The organism is Alteromonas sp. S015 (assembly GCF_036864485.1).
In the GTDB taxonomy this organism is placed as follows: Bacteria; Pseudomonadota; Gammaproteobacteria; order Enterobacterales; family Alteromonadaceae; genus Alteromonas.
Map to the genome: position 1 here is coordinate 921,803 of NZ_JAZETO010000001.1, position 23,986 is coordinate 945,788.

A 23,986-nucleotide genomic window follows, 5' to 3' on the forward strand; every position below is an offset into this window, starting at 1 on the left:
CAGATAGATAGCGTAAAAATAAGAGAGTGAGCCAATTTTATGGCGTTTAAGTTGACCGGAGCAACAAAAAACCGCCGCCTTTTTCACTAACAAGGCGACGGATAAGGACGGGAAATGGAGGGCTTAGAAAACAGTTTTATGCGGGGACTTCGATACCATCTTCACGCATGCGCGCTAATTTATAACGGAGGGTTCTAGGGCTGATACCCAGCTTCTCTGCCACATCTTTGCGCTTACCGTTGCACGACACGAGTGTATCGAGGATGATTTGGTGCTCTTGGTAACGAAGCTCTGACCCTAACCTATTTTCTTCTACATGCTCTTGTACCGTTTCAACTGGCGCAATGGTATCTTCATCAATCATCAAATCGCTAGCATCGATTTCGTTGTTTTCACACAAAATAAGCGCTCTTTGAACCACATTTTCTAATTCACGAACATTGCCTGGCCAACTGTATTGTGACAGCTTATTGCGTGCAGCAGCGCTAAATCTGATACTGCCAAGCTCTTGAGAGCTTGCGTGACGCTGAACAAGATGCTCGGCAAGAGGTACGATATCGCCGGGACGTTCAGATAAGGGCCGCCACTCAATAGGGAATACATTCAGGCGGTAGTACAAATCTTCTCTAAACTCACCCGCATCTACTGCTTTTCTCAAATCTCGGTTACTGGTAGCGATAACACGAACGTTGAGCTTAACGGTCTTACGCCCGCCAAGACGCTCTACTTCACGCTCTTGCAAAACACGCAACAGCTTTGCTTGAAGCGCCAAATCCATTTCAGTTATTTCATCAAGTAGCAGCGTTCCGTCTTGGGCTTGTTCAAATTTACCCGGGCAAGCTTGAATCGCGCCGGTGAAAGCACCTTTCTCATAGCCGAACAAGGTCGCCTCCAGCATATTCTCTGGAATAGCAGCGCAGTTGATAGCGACAAAAGGCGCATCACAACGCGGCGACTGGTCGTGAATATAGCGAGACAGTACCTCTTTACCCGAACCACTTGGTCCCATTACCATCACTGTGGCATCAGACTTAGCAACTTTGCGAGAAAGCTCAAGTAACTTCAGGCTTGAAGGGTCGGCAACGATCGGTGTACGTGACTCTATTTTTTGAGCTGGCGCGTAGCGCCCCACTAAATTAAGCAGCACTTCTGGAGCAAACGGCTTGGATAGGTAATCGGTTGCTCCATCACGCATTGCCTGCACGGCATCATCAATAGTGGCATAAGCAGTCATTAATAGCACCGGCATATTGGGGTACTTGGCCTTAACACTTTTAAGTAGCGTTAAACCGCTCATTTCGCCCATTTGGATATCGCTAACCACTAAATCGACGGAGCGCGAAGATAATACCGTTAACGCTTCTTCAGCACAGTCAGCCGCAACAACCTCGTAGTTGCCCAGTAAAAGGGTGTCCAGGAGTGCTTCGCGTAGACCCGCGTCATCTTCAACAATTAAAATGGTAGTTTTAGACATTATTCTCTCCTATGACTTACGCAACATGAGTCAATGATTGTGAAGATTGAGCGTTTAACTCACACGGCAAAGACACGCTAAAGCACGCTCCACCTTCTGGCATATTCGATACACTAAGCACACCGTTGTGCGCATTTACCACCGATTTAACGACCGCAAGACCAAGGCCAGTGCCATGAGTTTTGGTCGTGAAAAACGGTTCAAAAATTTTGTTTGTCAGCTTATCCGGTACGCCAGGGCCCTTATCAGTAATAGTCAAATGCAGTCGTTGATCCGATACTGACGTTTCTACATGTACGCACTCCCCTTTTGGAGTGACTTGGCTTGCATTATGGATAAGGTTTAATATCGCGCCTTGAAGTGCAGTAAGATTACCGGTAATAAATACGTTTTGATCGAAGCCGCTAAACGTTAGTGTCTGCTGCGCTTGAGCCGTCATAGTCTGTGCACTGCCTTCAACAGAAGTAAACAACTCACTCAAGCTGATTTGGCTGACCACCTGCTCTTCTCCTGATTTCGCGAAAAGCAGCATGTCGTTAACCTGACTCTCTAGCTCTTTAAGTCTGTCAGTTAATTTGCTCGCAAATTGAGTATGCGCTTCTTTCCCTAAGTCTTTACGGGTTAAATTTGATGCGTAAAGCATAGCAGCAGACAGAGGTGTACGAATTTGGTGGGCAAGGGACGCCACCATCTTGCCAAGAGAAGAAAGCCGCTGCATATGACTCACGCGCGCTTGCAGATGCCTGGTTTCCGTCAAGTCGGTTATAACAATTAATTGACCAGGCTCTTTTTCTAACGGCGTGATAGAAAGCTTCACTCGGCGACCATCTACTAACGATACTTCGTGGCCGTCATCCGCTCTAGGTTTGAAAGAGCGCCTGATAATACTTCGCCATACTTCTTCTTCCAGCGGCTCACCTAACAGCGCTTTTGCCTGTTCATTGGCTTGGCGAACAATTCCTTTACCGTCTATAACAATAACGCCCGCAGGCATAACCTGAAGCAAATGTTCAAGTCGGCTCGCCTGCAACCGCAAAGACGCAATATCGCCGCTACACGAGGGATGGTATTCATCACGAGATATCGCGTTATTGATACTATCTAACGCAAAACTTGATGCTGAGTACTCAGCAGATTGTGGTGTGCTATCAAAAGCCATATTGCCCTCGTCAAATTGCAGACGCTGTTAAACTATGACTTAGATAAAGCAGAAGATGTGCCAATTAATAATTGGATTATTAATCAAGTAGATAGAGTGAAATTTGGCAAGTAGCGCAACGTCAATTCCCTGACGTTACGCTTCTTCAGTACGCTGAATGTCATACTTCCGCATTTTCTCAACAAGCGTTGTTCTACGCATTCCAAGTTTGTCGGCAGCACGCGCTACCACCCAATCTTGATTGTCTAACGCTTGTCGAATGAGGTTTACTTCCAGCTCAGAAAGGTACTCTTTAAGGTTGACCCCTTCCTCTGGTAGGGACGACGAAACCATGCTGTTTAATCCCCCATGGTTTTGTTCGCTATTATCATCTTCTGTCTCATGTGCGGCCGCTTCAGCAAACAGTGCATTGAATGCTTCACGCTCAAGTATCTCTTCTGGATAATCAGGCTCGTAGGCCTGTACATCACCATATTGATATTTTTCGGGTAAATCGGCGATGTCTACAATTTGCCCAGGGTAAAGGATAGTTAATCGCTCGACCAAGTTAGAAAGCTCACGAACATTACCCGCCCATTCATGCTCCATTAACGAGGCAATCGCTTGCTCGGTAAAACGCACGCCTTCCACACCATCGCCTTGAATACGACTGTTTAACTCTTGGAGTAGCAAGGGAATATCGTCTTTTCTTTGTCTAAGCGCAGGGCTGTCGATCGGGAAAACATTAAGCCGGTAATACAAATCCTCGCGAAACTTGTCTTCGCTGATCATGGTCTCTAAATTGCGGTGGGTTGCAGCAATAATACGCACATTGCATTGAAGGGGTTTATTGCCGCCTACGCGCTCGAAAGTACGTTCTTGTAATACACGCAATAATTTAACTTGCATCTGAAGCGGCATATCGCCGATCTCATCCAGAAATAATGTTCCGCCTTCCGCTAACTCGAAGCGTCCTTTTCGCGCGCTGATAGCGCCGGTAAATGCCCCTTTTTCGTGACCAAACAGTTCACTCTCCAGCAGTTCACCAGGAATTGCACCACAGTTCACCGGTATAAACGGGCCGTCTTTACGTTCAGATAAGAAGTGAACGTTACGCGCAACGACCTCTTTACCCGTTCCGGATTCACCTAATATTAAAACCGTGGCGTCGGTAGGCGCAACTTGCTCAACCAATCGGCGAACTATTTGTATTTGTTCACTTTTACCAATAAGGCTTCTAAAAAGTCGCGTCTTTGTTCCCGGTGTGCGAGACAAACTCGGTTTGCGCCTTGAATATTCTTGGCAGCGATGGATAGCTTGCGTCAAAACGGGATAGGTTAATGGTGCTGCAATAACACTAACGAGATTGCAACCTGCTGATGCTTGGCTATTGTTTTCAACTAGCGCAACAAATGGTATGTGAGGAAACTTCTCAACCAAACCACGTACTATGGGTGGCGAAATATGCTCTATAAGAACAGCATCAGCTCCACTATCTTGCAAATACCGTTCGCAATCACTAAAGCCTCGCGATTGACACGATTCTCCCATGAAGGTAACGATAGTTTCCAAGTTTTGAATAAGTTCCTGGTTGTCACTAACCAGCAAAATGTTCTTCATCAATTCCCCGACAACGCTTTGTTATTATTTACAGTTTAGCGCATTTCCAAATTGTAACGACAAATGGTCGGAGCGCAACCGCTGTTTTCGGAAATGTATCAATAAAAAAAGCAGGTTACCCTGCTTCTTTTGGTTAATTTTTTAGAACATAAAATCAAACTAACTATTTTGTGTAATGATCGCACAGTCGTTTACCGAATGCTATCAGCTTAAAAGAGCCAATACTTGATCTTGTCGTTGGTTTGATTGCGCCTGTATTGTTGTAGCAGCTCGCTGTCTGACATCATTGGCGGCAAGCTCCGAAGAGGCTTGGGCGAAATCGAGATCTTGTAAACGACTTCTGGACTGCGCTGCACTGATACTTCCTTGCGTTAGATTTTGCGCTGCACTTTCAAAACGGTTTAGCGTCGCACCCAAATTTCCTCTGGCGCCACCAATGGTCTCAATAGCTGTATCTGCCGCGTTCAATGCATCCTCAACACTGGTGCCAGCGGTTAAATCTATCGCGAGAACATCGCTAATTTTTGCTGCAATGTCCTGCGTTTCTACGTCAATGGTTTGCACCGCTCCTACTCCGGCTTGAATAGACAGAGCACCGTCTTGAGCAAGTAAAGGCTTTCCGGCAAAATTGGTTTGTTCGATGGTAGAACTGATATTGCTTTGTAATTGAGAAATTTCGTCTTGAATAGCACTGCGGTCAATATCCGTCAATGCCCCACTGCCTGACTGTAAGGTAAGCTCCCTAATCCTATCAACGTCACTGGTTATACTTCCCAATCCGCCTTCGGCTACCTGAGCAAGAGAAATACCATCATACACGTTACTGATTGCCTGACGATTTCCTTCGACTTCAGAAGTAAGCCGATCGATAATTTGTAGCGCAGCGGCGTCATCTGCTGCACTATTGACCTTCTTACCCGAAGCTAGTTTCTCAAAAAGACTCTCTTGTTTTTGCTGAGATTGCTGAATAAACGCGTTACTCGAGTCTGCACCAATTTTTAACATGCCGTTTCCCCATAGCGAAAACACGCTGTTAAGTATAGCGGATATTGATATTATTGTGTGTTTTTATTGGTATTGGATCCTCTAATACAGTTATGCCTTCGCATACTGATGAGTAAAATACCATTTCGCCTACTACGCTCAAAAATATCGGATAATAGGCGGCTACAAGGTAAATCCGTCATCAACGACCAAATTTTGTCCTGTGATATGATTGGATAAATCAGACAATAAGTACACAATGGGACCAATCACATCTTTGCTATTTAACATTCCTTTCCCGTGTGTATGAGATTGATAAGCGCTAACAAATTCTGAAGGCTGACCATCTAAAATCCCCCCCGGACTGACACAGTTCACCCGAAACTGACTATTGCCCACATAAGCTGCGGCGTAGCGAGAGATATGTTGAATGGCTGATTTTATCGCAGCATACTCAACAGGCATTGTCATCGAAGTATCGTTGTAAACATCAAATTTAGGCGCAACAACGCCGTAAATAGAACTCATATTGACAACCGAAAGTGGTTGACGTTTTTTCTCGAAATACGCAGCACATTGCTGAGTTAAGAGGAATGCACTGCCTAAATGCATCGCAACATTGTCATTAAAACTGTCGAGATCAACATCGTAAAAATGTGCACCATAATTTTTGTTGCGGGGGTAACTACAGTTAACTGCGCCGTCCAGGCTATCAAGCGACTGGAAAAAAGTCCTTACTGCTTGTTTGTCTAATACATTTAACGTCTGGACATTTATGTCAGTACTTGCCGTATCCACGCCCAGTTTTTTTAACTGCTGTTCAATTCGATCGCAATCAATATCTGTAGCAATGACTTGAGCACCGTACTGTAGAAGTTGTTCTACAACGCGACTACCGAGCAATCCCGCAGCTCCGGCAACAACGACCACTTTGTTTTCCAGTAACCTATTCACTATAAGTTTTCCCCGATAATGGCTTCGGCCAGTTTGAAATCGTAAATATCGTCGATGTCGACAGCCCTGGATTTGGGCACTTCTATAGCGGTAACAGCACCGCTAAACACGTTGTCATGGTGCAATATAAATTGAGGCGTGGTCGCGTATACTACCGTGGTGATATCAAACACCTGTGGGGCATCCTGACGACGTTCAACTTTTGCGTCGGGTTTGTTGACGAGCTCGACCATTCCATTGCCAGCCAAAGTCACCATATTAAAATACGGATTACGACTCGCTGGCGTAATAGAAAGGCAGATGTCTCCGGCTTTGGCTTGTATTTTTTCAACCGCAGCAGAAATATCACACACTTCCCGCAGTGGACTTGTCGGCGGTAGACTTACGAACACATCAAAATGTCCATAGTTTTCCTGAACCCACTTGGTTGCGTGCTGCCAGGAGAGCCATTCTGGGCTGGTATCTGTGGCCAATTCAGCTGGTCGTGCTATCACGACAGCACCATACGTTGCAGCAACCTTTGCAATCTCACTATCGTCAGTGGAAACAAATACGGTATCAATCAAATTACAGTGCTTAGCCACCTCAATGGAATAAGCGATAAGAGGCTTTCCCGCTAGGGCTTTAACATTTTTTCTTGGCAACCCTTTCGAACCGCCACGGGCAAATATAAACGCGTAATTTTTCAACTTAAACGATCACTTTTGGTTATTGCAATGGAGGTAATTGCTGTTTTTTATTGTGTTAATGAAGCGCACTGTATTCAACGCTTGCGCCGGCGTACACAGCATAGAACCATAGTTTTGGATAGGCGCTGTAGCAAATTGCGCTAACATGTTTGTATACATCTGATTTTTATCCCAGTGTGCGTCGTTGTAAATTGTCTCATTTCCGTTACTGTCACTAAACGTCACGGAATTGTTTATAAGATCCCAGTTTAATACACCATCACTACCAACCACTCTGCAGGTTCTGTGGGCCTGTCGTTGCAGAAAGTCTAAATGAATATTGACCAACGCTCCATTTGGCAAAGTGGCGACGACGTCGACCATGTCTTCTACATCGAGTTTTAATTGTGGGGAACTACGCAAACTAGCATGTTGTAGTGAAAGCTCACCAAACATCCATTGACAATAGTCAAACTCGTGACTCAACTCAAAAAGTGCTCCCCCACCAAGCTCAGCGCTTGCCGATACGGTATCTTTGTAATGCTTATTGGGTCGCCAATCGGGCAGGTACTGACCAACCTCAATAAAAACGTTGAAAATCTGCCCTACTTTTCTTTTTTCAACAAGTGATTTCATCAGTAAGGCCGATGGCAAAAAGCGTAAACAATAGCCTACCGCAACTTGATTATTCGCTCCGTAGGCACATGTTAGAATAGCATTAGCATCTTCTAAGTTAGTGCTTAGCGGCTTTTCTATTAGTGTAGGAATTCCCGCTTGTATCAGCTCAATGGCGTGAAGCGCATGAAAGGGGGCTGGTGACGCGACGATAGCCATATCAATCGGCTTTTTGAGCACGTCGTTAACGCAAGAAATAAGTTCATCGCAATGTGGAATGGGTGGCTGCGGGCGCCTACCACTTGACGAAATCGCATAGATTTTAGACTCGGGCCACAGCAACCTGATGTTGCGGCGATGACGTTCAGCGATACTTCCTAACCCAATGACCGCAACACGTTTGCTCATCAATCCAAATCCAGTACTTTAATATCCGTCTGTGCGCGATTAAAGTCATCTATTCTGCCAATGTCTAACCAATATTCATGAATGGGAAACATCATTACGTTTTTATCTTTTTGCATATGTTGATCAAGCAACGAAGGCATATCAATCTTGTGATTTTTGGGGACTGATTTAATTATCTGCGGCGAAACTACGTAAATCCCCGCATTGACAAAAAACCGGTAAATTGGTTTTTCACTCATCCCTATTACTTTGCTTCCTTCGTTTTCTATAACGCCAAAAGGAACCTGATAGTTGTATTCCGTCACGCACATGGTGGCATCGGCATGATTGTCATTGTGAAAGTCAAGTAGACGTTGAAAGTCAACTTTTGTCAGTACATCACCATTCATCATGATCAATGGCAGATCTTCTGGGATATCAGCAGGAAGAAGTCCTAACGCTCCGCCCGTGCCCAATGGTGTTTCTTCGTGAACGTAGGTAATGTTAATACCTAACTTTTCACCATTACCAAAATACTTTTTTATTTTATCAGGCATGTAATGAGTGGATAGATAAAAATTCTCAAACCCCGATTTAATAAAACTTTTAATTATAATCTCAAGAATTGGCTTATCGCCGATTTTCAACATTGGTTTAGGACAGTCATCAGTAAGAGGCTTTAATCTGGTACCAAACCCACCCGTCATGATAAATACCGGATTTTTGAGTTTTCTCTGCCGAATCGCTTCATGCAGGGTTTTTAGTCCGATCACCTTTCGCTCTTCATCAACGATTGGCACCGCCATAATACAATTAGACTCCATCAGATTGAGCAACTGCTTGTCGGATATAGAGGGTGAGGCGGTGAACGGATTAGTGTTCATTACTGTTGAAACATTGTCCGTTATTGCCACTTCCTTGAGCAATCCTCTTCGAACATCGCCGTCAGTAATAATACCTTTAAGTATGTTGTTATCATCCACTACCAATGCGACGCCTAACGACTCACTATTGATAATGCTGATGGCGTGCTTAATGCTACTTGAAGTAGAAATAAGTGTTTTCTGCCAGTGATAAGTCATCCTCTGCGTCCTTCTTTAGCCTCAACCATGTCGAGTGTCGTTGCTGCCGGACGCGTGATTACGCCAGCATCAATTGAGCGTGTTATACAGGAGCCAGCCCCAACTATCGCATTTTCACCAATAGCAATATTGGGTGTGACAATGGCACCTGCACCTACAAAGACATTACATTTTGTTTTTACTTGTCCGCACATCGTAGCACCAGGCGCAATATGATTGTATTCACCTAAAACGCAATCGTGCTCTATCAAGGCTTTTGAATTTATAATACTGTGGGCACCAATTGACGCCCCCGATTGCACAATGGCCCCCGCCAGCACCTGAGTGCCTTGTTTGAGTGTAGCGTAAGGTGAAACAACCGCACTTGGCGCGATTACTGTGTCAAATTGATATCCCAGTGCCAGAAAGTACCCGTTAATTTTTTGACGTATTGTCGATCTAGGTAACATCCCTACCCCATTAACCAATTTCACGTCAGAAGGCTTAAATTTGGCTACCTGTGTATCACTGGACAGGTGTTTAATACCTTGAAATACTGGACGCTCTGCTATGGAGTCAGGGGTAACTACCGCTACAATTTCTCTACCTTGTTGAAGCAAAATCTCTGCCACAACGCTTGCGTGCCCGCCTCCCCCTATCAGAACGATGGGCGGTGTGTGGTGACTGAAAGCAGAGTCATTGGATAAAGCGTGGCTAGTCAACAATGCACTCTCCGCTAGTATATTGTCGATTCGCCATTGTTCCCAAAACCCGCCAATATTCATAGGGAGACAAACCTTCTCCCGCCCTTTTAACCGCCATATTGCTGCTGGTAAACTGTGTGCCTTTTGGAATATCACAAGCAGCAACCAAACATTTTCTCGCTACCTTTCTGTTATTATATTCCGAAGCACTAGGTGATTTTATCGGTGAGCCTAATGCCACATCTATTTGTCTAATTGCCGAAACCATTGTTTGTAATTCAACGGGATTTAAGGATGCCTTGTGATCAGGTCCTGGTAGATTTTTATCGAGAGTAAAGTGTTTTTCTATCACCTGTGCCCCTCTCGCCACCGCTGCCAATGGTACAGCAATGCCTTCACTGTGATCGGAATAACCCGCTGGTAAATCAAATGCGCGGTGTAATGTATCCATTGCCCTTAGATTAATTTCGTCAAATGGCGCGGGATATTCCGTAGTGCAATGCAGTAAGGTCACCTTTTCCTTAAGCGCTTGTTGCCCTTCTGCTGAAGCATAAGCCATTTCAAATGCCTTCATTGAAGGCTCTGCGTTCTGCTCTGCTATACACCCAAAAGCGATCACACCTAGTGCGCTTTCAATGTCTGCAAGCGTTGCCATGCCTGTAGACACTATGAGTTTACACCCAGTGCGTGCATGAGCGAGCAAAAGCGGCGCGTTGGTCAGCTCACCAGACGCAATTTTGAGCGTAGTGAGCCCCAACGTCTGCGTGAGAAAAACCAAACTTTCATGGTCGAAAGCCGTTGACATGAAGCCAATACCTAGCGAATGGCAATGCCCAATTAGCTGATGATGCGTGTCATAGGTAAGTTCTAAACGTTTTAACATCGCTAGTTGTGATTCAGGCCTTTGCGTATTGACCTGTTGATACCGAGCCTGTTGGGCGGCACCGGTTACTAAATTTTCAGCCTTAAAGGTTTGAAACTTCACAATATCCGCACCCGCTTTGTGTGCTTCATCAATTAACGCAAAAGCCAAATCTGCTTTCCCGTTATGGTTGACCCCCGCTTCGGCTATTATCACTGTCATCTTACGTTACTCATACCCACTAATGTTTATGTCAAAGAATGATTTTTGCGCTGCAACATTGAGATTTTTTATCATTTCTATCACCTTCGCACTACTGTCACCTTTTCCGTAAGGGTTTACTGTATCACGGGCTTTTTCTTTGAAATTGTGGCTAGTTGCCAGTTCAATCGCTTGGGTAATACTTGCCAGTGAGCTGTCACAATGAATTACGCTAGATGCCGACATACGGCCCTTTTGCCTCATTCCAATATTTATCGTAGGCACGCCAAAGGACGGGACCTCAATAATACCACTGGAAGAGTTTCCAATGACCGCTGCACAGTGCTTCACCGCACTTAAGTAACGTATATGACCTAGCGACGGGGTTGCCAGCACCCGTTCCGTATTAGTGGCAGAGTACTCTTCTATTAAGCGAATGACTTCACTGCCCCCGTCATCAGCATTGGGATAAGTGATTATCACTTGATACTCTGGAAAGGCGTCTAGGGCGTCAAGCAACGATTGAAAAGCAATGTCGGGAGATTCGTTTGCCAGTGTTTCTGGGTGATAAGTGACGATGAAAAAGTCTTTATTCAAGGAAAAATTGAGTGAACTCTCCAGTTGGGATAATGACATCATGGTCGATTTAGACAAATGATCCAGACCAATAGCGCCAATATTTACCACACGCTCAGGCGATTCACCTAACTGAATTACCCTGTCTCGGTGTTCATCTGTCGACACGCCGTGAAGATAGCTCATTTTAGTGATAGCGTGTCGGATACTATCGTCGTAAGCCCCTTCTGTAATTTCACCGCCGTGAAGGTGAATAATAGGTATTCTAAGGATCAACGCGGTCTGTGCAGCAGCCAGCGCTTCAAATCGGTCACCTAAAATAACAATAACATCGGGTTGTAAACGCGCTAACTCGTCAGCAAACCCTAATACGCCTAGACCTATACTTTTCGCTGTTCCTATAGCACTATCTGAAGCGAGCAACATCTCTACTTTTGCTGCAATGTGGAACCCATCTTGCTCAATCTGCTTGTACGTCATACCAAAACGAGGAGACAAGTGCGCCCCCGATACCAACAACTGCAGAGTCATCCCTGGATCGCTGTCTATACCCTTAAGCAGCCAGTACAGCAACCCGTATTCAGCCCGTGTTCCGGTAAAAACGGCAACTTTCTTGTTCGATTGCTTCATTAATCTACCACCGACTTAACTAAAATGCGCGACAGGGGAACTGGGCAAGTTGACCAGATGCGCTTCAAGATATTCTGAATAGCTGAGCTCTCCCCTATCAGCATCTGCAAACATGGGAAGACGGTGCATCAGTTGCCATACGGGCCTTGTCATAACACCCTCGTCGTTCGTTGATTTTAATAATTCATTACGCGTTGCGATATCTGGGCATATTACAGCATTAAGCCAATAGTTAGATTTAGCGTAACCTGGCTCCTTCACAAATTTAAATGGGGTGTTGTCGAAATAGTCTTGGTAATGCGCAGCCAAAGAACGTTTATTTGCTAAAAAACCTGATAGCTGCTCTAGCTGAGCACAGCCTAATGCTGCGTTGATATTAGGCATTCTATAGTTAAAGGCGGCTTCGTCGTGATAAAACTCATAAGGATGAGGCACCTTGGCTTGCGTGGTTAAATGTTTAGCTCTTACGCCAGCCTCTTTATGCTTGCAAAGCACAGCACCACCGCCACCTGTTGTGATGATTTTGTTACCATTGAAGCTCAATGCGCCAAACTCACCGATCGTTCCGGTGTGCTTTCCTTGGTAAAACGATCCTAAACTTTCTGCCGCATCTTCTATTAACACCAAGTTCCATTTGTTACATACATCCTGAAGTGCATGTAAGTCTACAGGATGTCCGAAGGTATGCATGGGCACGACCGCTTTTATACGCTCACCACTGGCTAAATGAACGCAGCCCGTTTCCGTCAATCTTGCTGACGTCAGCAAATATTCGTCAAGCGCCTGCGGGCACATACCCAGACTTACTGGCGACACGTCAACAAATATGGGCTCTGCTCCCATGAGGGTTATCACGTTACATGTCGCAACAAAGGTGAGCGCTTGTGTAATGACCATGTCGCCCCTAGAAACGCCGGCGAGATACAAGCTCGTATGTAACGCTGATGTACCATTAACCGTCGCGACCGCTTTTTCAGCATGGGTGAATTGTTCAAGCTTTCTTTCAAATTCATCAACGTACTCTCCTACGCTCGAGACAAAGGTGCTGTTGATGGTTTCTGTCACATAGCTATTTTCATTTCCTTGAAACGTAGGTGCGTGTAACGGAATAAATCCATCGGTTTTAAATAGTTCTCGAATAAACTTAACCACGCTGTTTGTCATGCTTTTAACGCCCTATTACATCTTGCTATCTAGGTGTTTACCTGTTTCTTTGTGTTGAAAGTTGGGTAGCATTGAAGAAAATAACCCGACTATTTCGCTTTTTGACCAGCGTTTAGCTCGCTTCATTTCGCACACTCTTTTTTCAAAAGCGTCAAGTAAATGATGGTCGAAGTGCGATGGACTTTTAATAACACCTATTCCATCAAAACACGCCATATCCAGCGTTTCTTGTTCAGTGAAGAATTCTTCAAAATCTTTCTCCCCTGTCGTGTCACTCATCGTAAAAAAGCAAGGCCACTTCCCCTGTTCGGGCAGTGTTAATGCCAAAGTTCTAGCCTCTTCTTCTGTTTCACATAAATAAGGCTCATAGCCTTTTCCAGCAAGATACTTCGTTGCAATATCGGCAAATGAAATTAAGTGCAGCGCTTCGCTAAGTTTAGGAAAAAAGATATCTCTGTTATTGCCAAAAAGACACGACATTATACATAGTTCACCGGACTCCTCGGGCAAAATAAAATACCGTTTAATATCTGTAGGCGCCACTATAGGCTGTTTTTTATCAATGCGCTGATTGAAGCCGTGAAGCAGTGAACCGTCGGAAAATGCAACGTTGGCAAAACGGGCCGTTGAAATATCGATATGTTGACTATTTCGCGTTAGAAACATTTCCATAATTCGCTTTGAGGCCCCCATCATATTGACTGGGTTTGCCGCTTTATCCGTCGAAACACAAAAATACTTCTTAACGCCCTTAGCTATCGATTGCTTAAGGGTTTTATCTACGTTCAGAATATTGACATCAATCATCCGCATAAGCGTGTAGGGATCCTTTTCGCTTCGGACATGTTTAAGCGCTGACAGATTCAGTACGTAGTCAAAATCCCCGTCCATGTCGAAAAACGCGTCATATTCGCGAGACCCTATGTCGATAGCAAAGGTTTGAAAATCTCCCTCTATATATCCGAACGAGCTACGAATGTCTCTCACTAACTCCACCATATTATTTTCACTAATATCCACGACATGAAGTTTTTTAGGGTGACGTTTAAATAGTTCTTTGGTAACGGCTTGACCTATTGTCCCAGCCCCGCCCAATACCAGAAACTTCGATTGTGAAATTAACTCACGCATCCGCGTCTCATAATGCCCTATGTCTTGGGTGAAAAGTGCTTGGTCTCTGCCTATTAGAGAGAGAAAATCGAGCATGGCATGGGATCCTGTGAAATTTGCGTTAATACGTTATTTTTGCAGCGATATTAATATTTTTTTAGCTGCTTTTGCTCTATTTATCGAGAAAATATCAATTATCTTTAACTATTTACGTTAGCATACCTTGCGATACAAGCATGGGCCAATTAGCGTTCTTTGTTAAAATACCCAGGCACCGTTAGTTTTTTGAATAACAAACGATACGCTAAATGAGAGAATTCAAATCACAAGACAACTTTTCAAGCCAGCAAAAAAATAGCAGGTATGAGTGGCGCGGGAAGAGAGAAATAAGCTGACACGGCACTGTGAAGACGCACAACGTAAATCAACTAGCCCTCGTTTTTTTCTAAAGTTAACGCTAAAGCATGTCGATAAAAAAGAATCGAAAGGTAAAAAGTTACCTTGCCCACCATTGTTTTACAGTGCCGTTCATCGGTTGTGCCACTAGAGTGGACGCACAGAAAATACAGGCGAGAAAAAGCTAAGTGATGAATACAACATACCTTTGTTGTTACTGAATTAATTAATAAAATTGGTATCCGGATACATATAATGACACTAAGAATTATCGCGAAGTTAGATGTTAAGCCTCCTTACGTGGTAAAGCCGGTTCATTTCGAAGGTTTACGCAAAGTTGGTAAACCCGCTGAATTAGCCCACAAGTATTACAAACAGGGTGCAGATGAAATTATCTACATTGATATCGTTGCGTCACTGTACCAAAGAGAGCTGATAGTTCCTCACATTCAAGAGTCTTCAGAGAAAGTACTGGTACCGCTAGGTGTAGGCGGAGGAGTGCGAAACTTAGATGACTTTTCTAGCCTTTTTCATTCCGGCGCGGACAAAGTACTTATCAATACAGAGGCTGTCCAACGTAACCCTGAACTTATCAATCAAGCTTCTCAGACCTTTGGCGCGCAGTCGGTTGTGCTAAATATAGAAGCAAAGAAATTACCTTCGGGTTCTTGGGAGTGCTACACGGATTGCGGTCGTATTCGATCTTCCAAAGATGTGTTGGATTGGGTGAAGGAAGCCGCACAGCGTGGCGCAGGTGAAATTGTATTACAGTCTGTCGATTGTGATGGTAGACGACGAGGGTTCGACCTCGAATTAATACAACAAGTGGTTAACTCGGTAGATATCCCTGTCGTCGCTGCGAGCGGTGCAGGTTCGCTTGAAGATATCTTAAGCGTTGCACAAATTCCTAATCTCGGAGGAATAGCCATCGCCTCTTTATTGCACTATGACGAATACACCATCGAAGATATTCGCGTATTTCTGAGAGAGCATGGAGTGGAGGTGTAAGCATGGCTAACATTATTGGGATAGTCGATACAGGAAGAGCGGGTAATACTTTTAGCATTAAGCAGTGCATTAACCTTGCTGGCGGGAAATGGATTGATGTGCAAGACGCTAGCGCGCTAGACCGCGCAGATAAAATCATTCTTCCCGGCGTAGGCGCGTTTCACGACGCTATGCAAGAACTCAACACTCATGGCTTAATTGAACCCTTGCAAGAACAAATTCAACGCAAACCTACGCTGGGAATATGTTTGGGTATGCAAATTATGGCGCGTATAGGGTTTGAACACGGCAAAACAACAGGTCTCAGCATTTTTGACGCTGAAGTAAAGCCTATGCTGTGCGAAGGTAAAGTCCCTCATATGGGCTTCAACAAAATTCACGTTGTTGAAGACAATAGAATTCTAAGGGGTGTGGAGAATGAGTCATTCTACTTTATGCATTCTTACGAGCTCGTCAATTACACGGACATTGCGAGTTTAACTACTTACAACAATCATCAGTTTGTTTCTGCTATCGCTAAAAACGACATTTTTGGGGTGCAATTTCACCCGGAAAAAAGCCGCGATGCGGGTGTTCAAATTTTCAAGAATTTTATCGATTATTAATGACGGAGAGCACGATGTCCGAGACAACAGGTAAATACGGATTGCCGCTTAAAGTAGAGTTTTGTAAACGTTGTACTATGAACAACCAGCGGCCCTCTTCTACTGTCGAATTTAAACAAAAAGCCAATGAAAAGAAACGAACGCTCGCTTTTGATGAAGAAGGCGTATGCGAAGCCTGCCGCTACGCGGAGAAAAAGCGCACAATTAATTGGAGCGAACGCAACCTCGAACTCGAAGAACTGTGCAATAGATTTCGTCGGAACGACGGAAGATATGATGTAGTGGTGCCAGGCAGTGGCGGTAAAGACAGTATACAAGCGGCACACTTGTTAAAATACAAATACAACATGAATCCTATCTTGGTGACTTGGCCCCCCGCCATTTACACCAAAATTGGTAGACAGAACTTCGATGCTTGGCTCAACGCAGGGTTTGCCAACTATACCTACAACCAAAATCGTAAACTGCATCGTTTTTTGACTAAATCAGCGTTCGAGAATCTTGGACATCCTTTTCAGCCTTTTATATTAGGTCAAAAAAATCTGGCACCTAGGTTATCTGTTTTACTTGATATCCCCTTGGTTATTTTTGGCGAAAATGAAGCCGAATACGGGAACGCCATCGAAGACAATGAAAAGCCCACCCGTGACTCTAGGTATTTTACGTCGAAAGACGCCATTAGCGATTTAGTGTTAGGGGGAATTCCAGCAATCGATTTGCTTAACGACTATGGCTTTAAACTATCTGATTTAGAAGCGTACTTCCCTGTCAAACCTGAAGCAATTGAAAAGACGGGTACAGAAGTTCATTACTTGGGTTACTACGTAAAATGGCATCCGCAAGAAGCCTATTACTATTCAGTCGAAAACTCAGATTTCGAACCCAATTTTCATAGGACAGAGGGTAGCTTCAGTAAATACAGTTCACTCGACGACAAAGTAGACTGGCTTCACTATCACACGACCACTATCAAATTTGGTATTGGAAGAGCAACCTATGATACCGCGCAAGAAATTCGCAACGGCGACATAACACGTGAAGAAGGTATTGCACTAGTGAAACGGTTTGATGGAGAGTTCCCGGAGCAATATATCCATGACTGTTGTGACTATATGGGCATTTCTTTACAGCGTTACCACGATGTAATAGAAAAATTCAGAAGCCCTCACTTATGGAAAAAGGTTAACGGAAAATGGGAATTGACCCAACCAATTTGGACTGTCAATTAACAACATAAACGGTTCCGTTTTCATATAATCGTCACTCAAACCGACTTATTAAAAAGGCAGTCTACTAGGACTGCCTTTTTGTGATCTCAAGCGATATAAGAACTTATGAGTTTCTAGTGCTATATTTCACCATTTAACTGCCGTTGCGCCGTTTCCATTTCAAGCGAGAAGTCGCACCGCTTGTTCCAAGCGTTACGATAGTCTTTTTTCATGGCTTTGATATAGTTCTTCCATATCTGCAGCGATGGTGCAAACCACTTCAAGGTTTTTTGTTCATCAGCGTAAAGATATAAGAGGCTGATTAATGGACAATGGAAGTACAGCATGCTTCCTTTCATGACATGGTAAAGGTGCCCGTACTTTCTTCCACGATAGGCATACACTACCCGCGATTGAGCTTTTAGTAAGTCTGACGCTTCCTTTCTTGTACTATAAGGTCTGTCAGCTATTTCAAGTAAGTAATCGCACAAAGATTCGAACTCTTCTATACCCACCAATTCCTTGGCATTGGGAAAATGCATTTCAGTAAAAAAGTCTGTTTTTATTTCTTCTACTATGTTTTTTTTATCACCGTTTAAAGGTATACAAAGTACGTCTTCTGCCTTTAAAGGCGTAGCTTTGTTCACTTTTGCTCCGGCTCCCACATTATAGTACTGGATCTTAGGCGTACTTTTTATGAGTGATTCCATCTGCTGTTTGGCTTGAACCATTAAACTCAGCGCTCTCACCTCTCCGCCCAGATTACCTTCAAGTCGGTGGGTAGCGCCATCAGTGTTGATGGTAAATGCTTTATTGTGGTCTTCTTCGTTGTATATACTAAATTTGGAGTGTGTCGGGCCTGAAATTGGATATCCATTATCTACGCCAAACATATATATCTCACCAAAGCCAAAAGACGCGGCAAACGATAACGCTGTGTTTGCGACCAAAGGACCACTTTGCGGAAGCGCAGGCAAAATTTTACCGTGAGTCGCATAAAATGTGCTTTGAGATAATAAAGAACCTGCCTCTGGCCCCTTTAAGCTTATACCAGACCATTTGTAAAGCGGTGGTACTTCGGGATACATGACGTCAACGGCCAACAAATTTAGCTCTTCAAGTTTCTTTAAATCTATAGTTTCTACAAGATAATCGTATGTGGTTTTTGGACGCTCTACCAAAACATGGAAGTCAGGTTTGATCCCTATTTTAATCAAGGTGTTTAAGGCGGTGCCTGCGGCAAAGATAATCACATTGTCCTGGTTCTCTTTTAGCACGTCGATAGCTTCATCTAAAGAAGGACCATTGGCTACCACGTAAGCGGTAAGGTCTTTGTTTTTAGACTTTTTGGATTCATCAGGAAGAAGAACCGGACAATGATTATCGTTCACATTTTCAATCGTGTGCGCCAATCCTGTTACTGCGTCGTTGTAAAAACCATAGCCCAGCTGTAATAAACTAAAATGCTCGAAAAACTCTTCAATAAGCGCATTCACATCTTCACCAGGTGTATGCTGATAACAGAAGCTGCTAATAAGCGAAGAAGGGCCAAAGTTGTCAACGATGTACTTTAGCTCGTCAAAGAATGTTTCGTAAGTCACGCCGACTTGAAGAAATAAACAACCACTTTGAACATCTGATTTTTCTAATATAGATACCCAATCTGTACAGAAAAGGCTGGCATAGAACGTTTCGAAATCAGGCTCACAAATGAAAATATAGTCAAATGAATAGCGCTCAACTAATATAGATATCGCATAACCTAGGCCGACTCCGAACATCATACAGGTTGGATAATGCTCAGGTAACGAAGAGAGCTTTTCTTCGTGTGTCAGATTAGCATCAATAAAGTTCTGCGCTAGGTCAACCATATACCTAACATGAAGGCGAGTATCTGATTTTGTGCCTTCATTAACGGTTTTATACAGTTCTGAACGACCAAAAGAGGCGGACTCTGTGTATTTTTTGACTTGCTCTTCTGATTGCTCAAGTGGATTGTCACCATACAACGGAATTCGGCTGCCAGATGGAACAAAGTTGCCATGTCCCGAAGGACTTACTATTACATTAAAGTCTTCTCTGGGTTCGAATTTTTCTATTTGTGAATGAAGTTTTGGAAAATATTCTTTAAAGGCTTCAAGGTTCTTTGCAAATAGTTGTTTAGCCGCTTTGTCAAAACGCATTTGACGTCGCTTTTGACTTCTAATATCTTCAATTTTGGCTTCAATTTGCTTGAGTGTGTCTTCTATTTTATCCATCGGTAATCGAGCCCTAATAGTGTTTGGTGGATTTCAATGCACTCTTTTTATTAAAAGGAGAAATGATATCAACGAGTACTTTACTCCGCTCCTTCATTTGACTGTCTTCGTCAGTCAACCATTGCGCCACACGATAAAGATAGGTTCTGTCGTTATCGCTTAATGTAACCAACTCATCTCTACTCAAAGCGCGTAATGCGGTGTCCAATTCACCGATGACATCATTGCCCTCTTTATAGTTTTCTTTTTCGATCAACGCAGAAAGCGTATCGACCAGAGTTTTAATGTGTTGTAACGGGTTTTCAGTTAACAAGATGGTTTCACCATTTCAATGCGATAATAATTTATCGTGGATTACAATATTTTTGAGCTACGTGCTATTTACTGAATGAACAGTTCAGCACCCACCTACGTAATTATCTTACTTATATTAGCAGGATAAATGCCATAATGTTTTCATTTTGAGAGATTTTGAACATTGCGAAGCGCTGCAATACACGAGGCTGTAATGAGGTAAAAGTTAGGTGTGGTACATCACTACCTTAAGGTCTAGTAAAATCTGAGCGCTAGAAAGGCGGCCTACAAATGGTTCAAAGCACAGTAGCGTATTTTCGAAATAGCGCATCAAAAAAATATCAGTGCAGCACATCTCAAGACCTAAGCGTTTAGCCAATGAGCCTCATCGGCCAAAACGATTGTTTTTACTAATGAAACGTTGACTGTTTAGCTAATTCAATTTACTTAATTGTGGAAAATATTGGCTTAACCACTGTCTCTAGTAAAGCCTGGAAGCGATGCCAATTGACCCATTAGATAATCGCCAGAGCTTCTCATTGACGCAATCAATGTATCGAGAGACGCGTATTTATCTCGAAGACTCGCTTCTAGACGCTCCATGCGATATTGATGGTTTGCCACATCGTCTTCTAACTCATCCTGTTGAACGTTTATGGAGTCTTCGCGCTGCTTAAGAATACCACTACTGTCGACATAATTTTCGAGAATTTTACCGAAGGTGTTGGCCAGGCCATCAGTGTTAGTGAACAATTTACCAACATTAGCGAAGTCTTCATCCAGCGCTTCTTCGACGCTTCTCACCACATTTTGTTTTTCAAGTTTTCCACTTTCATTTAACGACAGGCCAATATCAAAAATAGTCTCGAAACTGCCCGCGCCGGATATTTGATTAGTCAATGCGTTAGTCAGCTGGTTCTTAATTGAACGTACAGTGGCGTCGCCAAACAAGGGAGACGATACCAAAGTAGACTGTTGGCTAATCATATCGATAGTATTATTAAAAGCAGCGATGAACTCATCAATCTTGGTCGTCACGCCTTCTCTATCAAAATTAACGTCGGCGTTGGCCACTTCGCCAGATTCACTCACTCGCCGAGCGGTAATGCTCAAACCTTGAACAGCATCGCTAAACACGTTGCTCGAATTGGTAATCTGAATACCATCCACTTCTATAATAGCGTCTTGCGCCACATCTTCAGCTGCGATGGTCATCCCACCCGCACCACCGCCGTTCGCGACGGTCGACAACCTGTCTAGCTCTGCGTTGTTATTAGTGATAACAAGATCATTTCCTGCACCAGCTTCGAATGATTCTATCACTAACAAACTCTCAGAACCTGTATTGATGATGTTGGCAGAAACCCCGAAGCTACCGCTCGCGTCGTTGATTGCTTGGCGAATATCTTCGAGAGTAGCGCCCGCTTCAATATCGATATCAAAAGAGTTTGCGCCCGCTGAAAACGTCAAAGTACTGGCGCTAGATGTAATCACTTCATCGGCAGAAGTAAACGTGCTGGCAGGGTCAGATTTCGCTCGGCTACCTTGTGCAAGCTGAGACACACTAATATCAAACGAACCGGTAGTCGCTGTGTTATCAGCGGATACTGAGACGAGATCTCCTAGCGAAGAAGCACTATCAGGCTGACGTACGTTCGCGGTTCGTTTATTGAACTCTTCAGGGTCCGAGAGGCCTTCAAAAACATCTTGAAGCTTACTCATTACCGACTTAATGGCGCCGATACTGGTAAGTTGCACAGACAATTCCGATTCTCTTTCCGAGAATTTTTGCAATTTAGGCTGGTTAGACGCTTGTATGGTCGCTGAAATGATCGCTTCCAAGTCTAAACCCGATCCAACACCTGCATTCGTGATTGTCATATGTACCTCTCGAGGCTTAAGTATTAAAGTTCAGCATTAATGAGTATACCAGATGAAAATTGATTCGACACATTACCCGGCTTACCATTTATATTATCGGCAATATCGTTTAACACTTGAGCAATCTTTCTCAGCTCCTTTGAAGGTATTTCACGAATAATTTCACCACTTTCACTATCGACTACCTTAACAATAGGTGGGTCGTTAATATCATCGAATTCAAAAACGAGGTTTTTTGACTGCAGCGAAAGCTGCTCATTAACCGCTTCTAACTGTTTTACAATCGTCTGGTTGTCTATCGTTGACGTTTCTACAACATCCCCTGTCTCTAGGCCAGGTTTTTCTGCCTGTTTTTGTGATTCAGCAGAAGTAGTTTGCGTCAAAACCTGCGTCGATATTTTAGCTTCGCTTCCCTGACTATTATTCCCAGCATCAAGAGTACGCGGCGTCTCTTTTAATGGAGCGCTATAGCTACTCGATTCTGAAACATTAGTTACAGACATATAAACCTCCTAGAAAGTTAACCATCTACGACCAACCTCCTATGTGAAAGATCAATAGTTTGATTAACTAACATAAAGACTAGACATAAAGTATAGTCCAAATAACTTAACTTGAGCTTTGCAACAAATCAGTGCAAAGCTCAAATTAATAACCAACGATTATAGAAGGCTCAAAGCCAACTGAGGACGCTGGTTTGCCTGTGCAAGGATTGACTGAGATGCCTGTTGCAAAATCTGATTTTGCGTTAGCTTCGCTGTCTCAGCAGCAAAGTCTGCATCTTTGATACGTGATTTTGCTGCTGATAGATTTTCAGAAATATTTGCTTGGTTGTTGATGGATGATTGGAAGCGGTTTTGCACAGCACCCAATTCCGCTCGCTTTTTATCTACAACAGCAATCAAGTTATCCATACCAGCAAGCACAGCCTGCGCGCCAGCTTGTGTCGATACGCTAATTGATGTTGCTTGGAATACGTCAGAAAACGAGTAATCTGCTGCAACAGTGGTACCTGTTGAATTATCACTTAATCCTTCCAAATTTGAAGCAAGTGTTTCTCCAGTTACTGCACTGGCGATTGCCGCAATACCAGATAATGTAAAACCACCGTTTGCCGATAATGAATTCGCCGTACCGCCAACATTTTGCATACTGAACCCAATGGTTTGTACCGCATCGGCGCCGACTTGGAAATTCGCTTCATAGGTTCCGTTTAATAAACTCTGTCCACCGAAAGTCGTATCTTCAGCAATACGGTTAACCTCTGTCATTAGCGCACGCATTTCTTCTTGAAGCGCTAAACGGTCTTCATCGGTGTTTGAACCATTAGTAGCCTGAGATGCTAGCGTACGTACACGCTGAAACATATTGGTTACTTCGTTCATCGCGCCTTCCGCAGTCTGCGCTAGAGATATGCCGTCGTTAGCGTTTCTGATCCCCTGGTTCAAACCATTGATTTGGCCTTCAAGACGGTTTGAAATCTGCATGCCCGCAGCATCATCTGATGCACTGTTAATTCGAAAACCAGACGACAGACGCTCGAAGGCTTGATCGAGATTATTTCCAGAGTTCATCAACTGACGCTGTGCATTCAACGAACTTATATTAGTGTTTACATACAAAGCCATAGTAGCCTCCGCTTTATTATTTTATAACACCCGAGTCAGCTACCTACCCCTAAGCAACTCCTCAAAGCAAAATCAGCAAACTAAAGGTTATAGTATGCCTGATCTGGTTATCGACCCCATTTCCGTAGGCTTTAGTTTTTTTTTGATATTTTTTCGAAAAAAAACCTAACCATATGAATTTAATGATGTTTAATTTGATAATTTTTTTACTGAGTACGAAATGTAGTTATTTGATATTGCGTTTTATGCTAATAGCGACAGTTTGAAAGTAAAATGAGAAAGAAGATAAATGCGCCGTATGTCCGTCGTGTTGATACGCTGACATAATGCGCAGTAAATTTAGAGTTAGTCCGGATGACTAAAGCCACAACCATCGATTAAAACGTTGTTTTTGCGAAATATAGAATAAGAGAAGAAGCGCTCAATTACTGGCAATGCTAATAAAAAACTCCCATATATAATGGGAGTTTTATAGGAAGGGGGGAGTTTTTATTTAGCCTTGAAGTAGACTTAATGCCGCCTGTGGACGCTGGTTTGCTTGCGATAATATCGTCTGAGAT

Annotated in this window: 21 protein-coding genes; 3 read left to right on the plus strand and 18 right to left on the minus strand. The window is 43.6% G+C overall.

Going from position 1 to position 23,986, the window contains the following annotated elements; genetic code table 11:
• Window positions 1-136 precede the first annotated feature (136 nt).
• The 13 genes from V7R42_RS04015 to V7R42_RS04075 all read right to left on the minus strand — a co-directional run bounded on the left by V7R42_RS04015 (window position 137) and on the right by V7R42_RS04075 (window position 14,244).
• A complete protein-coding gene (locus V7R42_RS04015; RefSeq protein ID WP_334018912.1) occupies window positions 137-1,474 on the minus strand; it encodes a sigma-54-dependent transcriptional regulator in 1,338 nt (445 codons plus the stop codon).
• Between the two features lie 16 nt (window positions 1,475-1,490).
• A complete protein-coding gene (locus tag V7R42_RS04020) occupies window positions 1,491-2,633 on the minus strand; it encodes a sensor histidine kinase (RefSeq protein WP_334018913.1) in 1,143 nt (380 codons plus the stop codon).
• A 135-nt stretch (window positions 2,634-2,768) separates the two neighbouring features.
• Window positions 2,769-4,232 (minus strand): sigma-54 dependent transcriptional regulator, encoded by a 1,464-nt coding sequence (locus tag V7R42_RS04025; RefSeq protein ID WP_334018914.1) that lies wholly within the window; start codon window positions 4,230-4,232, stop codon window positions 2,769-2,771.
• A gap of 204 nt (window positions 4,233-4,436) precedes the next feature.
• On the minus strand, window positions 4,437-5,237 hold the full coding sequence (locus V7R42_RS04030) for a flagellin (RefSeq protein WP_334018915.1): 801 nt from the start codon (window positions 5,235-5,237) through the stop codon (window positions 4,437-4,439).
• A 162-nt stretch (window positions 5,238-5,399) separates the two neighbouring features.
• The gene (locus V7R42_RS04035) at window positions 5,400-6,170 is read right to left on the minus strand and encodes an oxidoreductase (RefSeq protein ID WP_334018916.1); all 771 of its coding nucleotides are present in this window, start codon (window positions 6,168-6,170) and stop codon (window positions 5,400-5,402) included.
• Entirely contained in the window at window positions 6,170-6,859 is a 690-nt protein-coding gene (locus V7R42_RS04040; protein WP_334018917.1) for an acylneuraminate cytidylyltransferase family protein, read from the minus strand. The genes V7R42_RS04035 and V7R42_RS04040 overlap by 1 nt, the downstream gene beginning before the upstream one ends.
• 9 nt (window positions 6,860-6,868) lie before the next feature.
• Window positions 6,869-7,861, minus strand: a complete 993-nt coding sequence (locus tag V7R42_RS04045) for a Gfo/Idh/MocA family protein (protein ID WP_334018918.1) — start codon at window positions 7,859-7,861, stop codon at window positions 6,869-6,871.
• On the minus strand, window positions 7,861-8,922 hold the full coding sequence (locus tag V7R42_RS04050) for a nucleotidyltransferase family protein (RefSeq protein WP_334018919.1): 1,062 nt from the start codon (window positions 8,920-8,922) through the stop codon (window positions 7,861-7,863). Before V7R42_RS04050 ends, V7R42_RS04045 begins: the two co-directional genes overlap by 1 nt.
• Window positions 8,919-9,626: an acetyltransferase gene (locus V7R42_RS04055; RefSeq protein ID WP_334018920.1), complete on the minus strand. Its 708-nt coding sequence runs from the start codon at window positions 9,624-9,626 to the stop codon at window positions 8,919-8,921. The genes V7R42_RS04050 and V7R42_RS04055 overlap by 4 nt, the downstream gene beginning before the upstream one ends.
• Window positions 9,616-10,689, minus strand: coding sequence for an N-acetylneuraminate synthase (gene neuB, locus V7R42_RS04060; protein WP_334018921.1), 1,074 nt, complete (start codon window positions 10,687-10,689; stop codon window positions 9,616-9,618). Before neuB ends, V7R42_RS04055 begins: the two co-directional genes overlap by 11 nt.
• Window positions 10,690-10,695: 6 nt before the next feature.
• Entirely contained in the window at window positions 10,696-11,874 is a 1,179-nt protein-coding gene (gene neuC / locus V7R42_RS04065) for a UDP-N-acetylglucosamine 2-epimerase (RefSeq protein WP_334018922.1), read from the minus strand.
• Between the two features lie 15 nt (window positions 11,875-11,889).
• Window positions 11,890-13,038 (minus strand): LegC family aminotransferase, encoded by a 1,149-nt coding sequence (locus tag V7R42_RS04070; RefSeq protein ID WP_334018923.1) that lies wholly within the window; start codon window positions 13,036-13,038, stop codon window positions 11,890-11,892.
• A gap of 15 nt (window positions 13,039-13,053) precedes the next feature.
• The gene (locus V7R42_RS04075) at window positions 13,054-14,244 is read right to left on the minus strand and encodes a UDP-N-acetylglucosamine 4,6-dehydratase (protein ID WP_334018924.1); all 1,191 of its coding nucleotides are present in this window, start codon (window positions 14,242-14,244) and stop codon (window positions 13,054-13,056) included.
• 555 nt (window positions 14,245-14,799) lie between these two features.
• Between V7R42_RS04075 and hisF the strand changes: the two genes are divergently transcribed.
• Genes hisF through V7R42_RS04090 form a run of 3 tightly spaced genes read left to right on the plus strand, consistent with a single transcriptional unit; the run spans window position 14,800 to window position 17,386 of the window.
• Window positions 14,800-15,552, plus strand: a complete 753-nt coding sequence (gene hisF, locus V7R42_RS04080; RefSeq protein ID WP_334018925.1) for an imidazole glycerol phosphate synthase subunit HisF — start codon at window positions 14,800-14,802, stop codon at window positions 15,550-15,552.
• A 2-nt stretch (window positions 15,553-15,554) separates the two neighbouring features.
• A complete protein-coding gene (gene hisH / locus V7R42_RS04085) occupies window positions 15,555-16,157 on the plus strand; it encodes an imidazole glycerol phosphate synthase subunit HisH (protein WP_334018926.1) in 603 nt (200 codons plus the stop codon).
• Window positions 16,158-16,171: 14 nt separating this feature from the next.
• Window positions 16,172-17,386, plus strand: a complete 1,215-nt coding sequence (locus V7R42_RS04090; protein ID WP_334018927.1) for an N-acetyl sugar amidotransferase — start codon at window positions 16,172-16,174, stop codon at window positions 17,384-17,386.
• Between the two features lie 119 nt (window positions 17,387-17,505).
• On the opposite strand, the gene V7R42_RS04095 is transcribed toward V7R42_RS04090, so the two are convergent.
• The 5 genes from V7R42_RS04095 to V7R42_RS04115 form a co-directional block, all read right to left on the minus strand.
• Complete coding sequence (locus V7R42_RS04095; protein WP_334018928.1) at window positions 17,506-19,623, minus strand: motility associated factor glycosyltransferase family protein; 2,118 nt, start codon at window positions 19,621-19,623, stop codon at window positions 17,506-17,508.
• A gap of 13 nt (window positions 19,624-19,636) precedes the next feature.
• Window positions 19,637-19,936, minus strand: a complete 300-nt coding sequence (locus tag V7R42_RS04100) for a hypothetical protein (protein ID WP_334018929.1) — start codon at window positions 19,934-19,936, stop codon at window positions 19,637-19,639.
• 449 nt (window positions 19,937-20,385) lie between these two features.
• Complete coding sequence (gene fliD, locus V7R42_RS04105) at window positions 20,386-21,798, minus strand: flagellar filament capping protein FliD (protein ID WP_334018930.1); 1,413 nt, start codon at window positions 21,796-21,798, stop codon at window positions 20,386-20,388.
• A 23-nt stretch (window positions 21,799-21,821) separates the two neighbouring features.
• On the minus strand, window positions 21,822-22,301 hold the full coding sequence (locus tag V7R42_RS04110; protein WP_334018931.1) for a flagellar protein FlaG: 480 nt from the start codon (window positions 22,299-22,301) through the stop codon (window positions 21,822-21,824).
• A 159-nt stretch (window positions 22,302-22,460) separates the two neighbouring features.
• Complete coding sequence (locus V7R42_RS04115) at window positions 22,461-23,426, minus strand: flagellin N-terminal helical domain-containing protein (RefSeq protein WP_334018932.1); 966 nt, start codon at window positions 23,424-23,426, stop codon at window positions 22,461-22,463.
• Window positions 23,427-23,986: the final 560 nt, after the last annotated feature.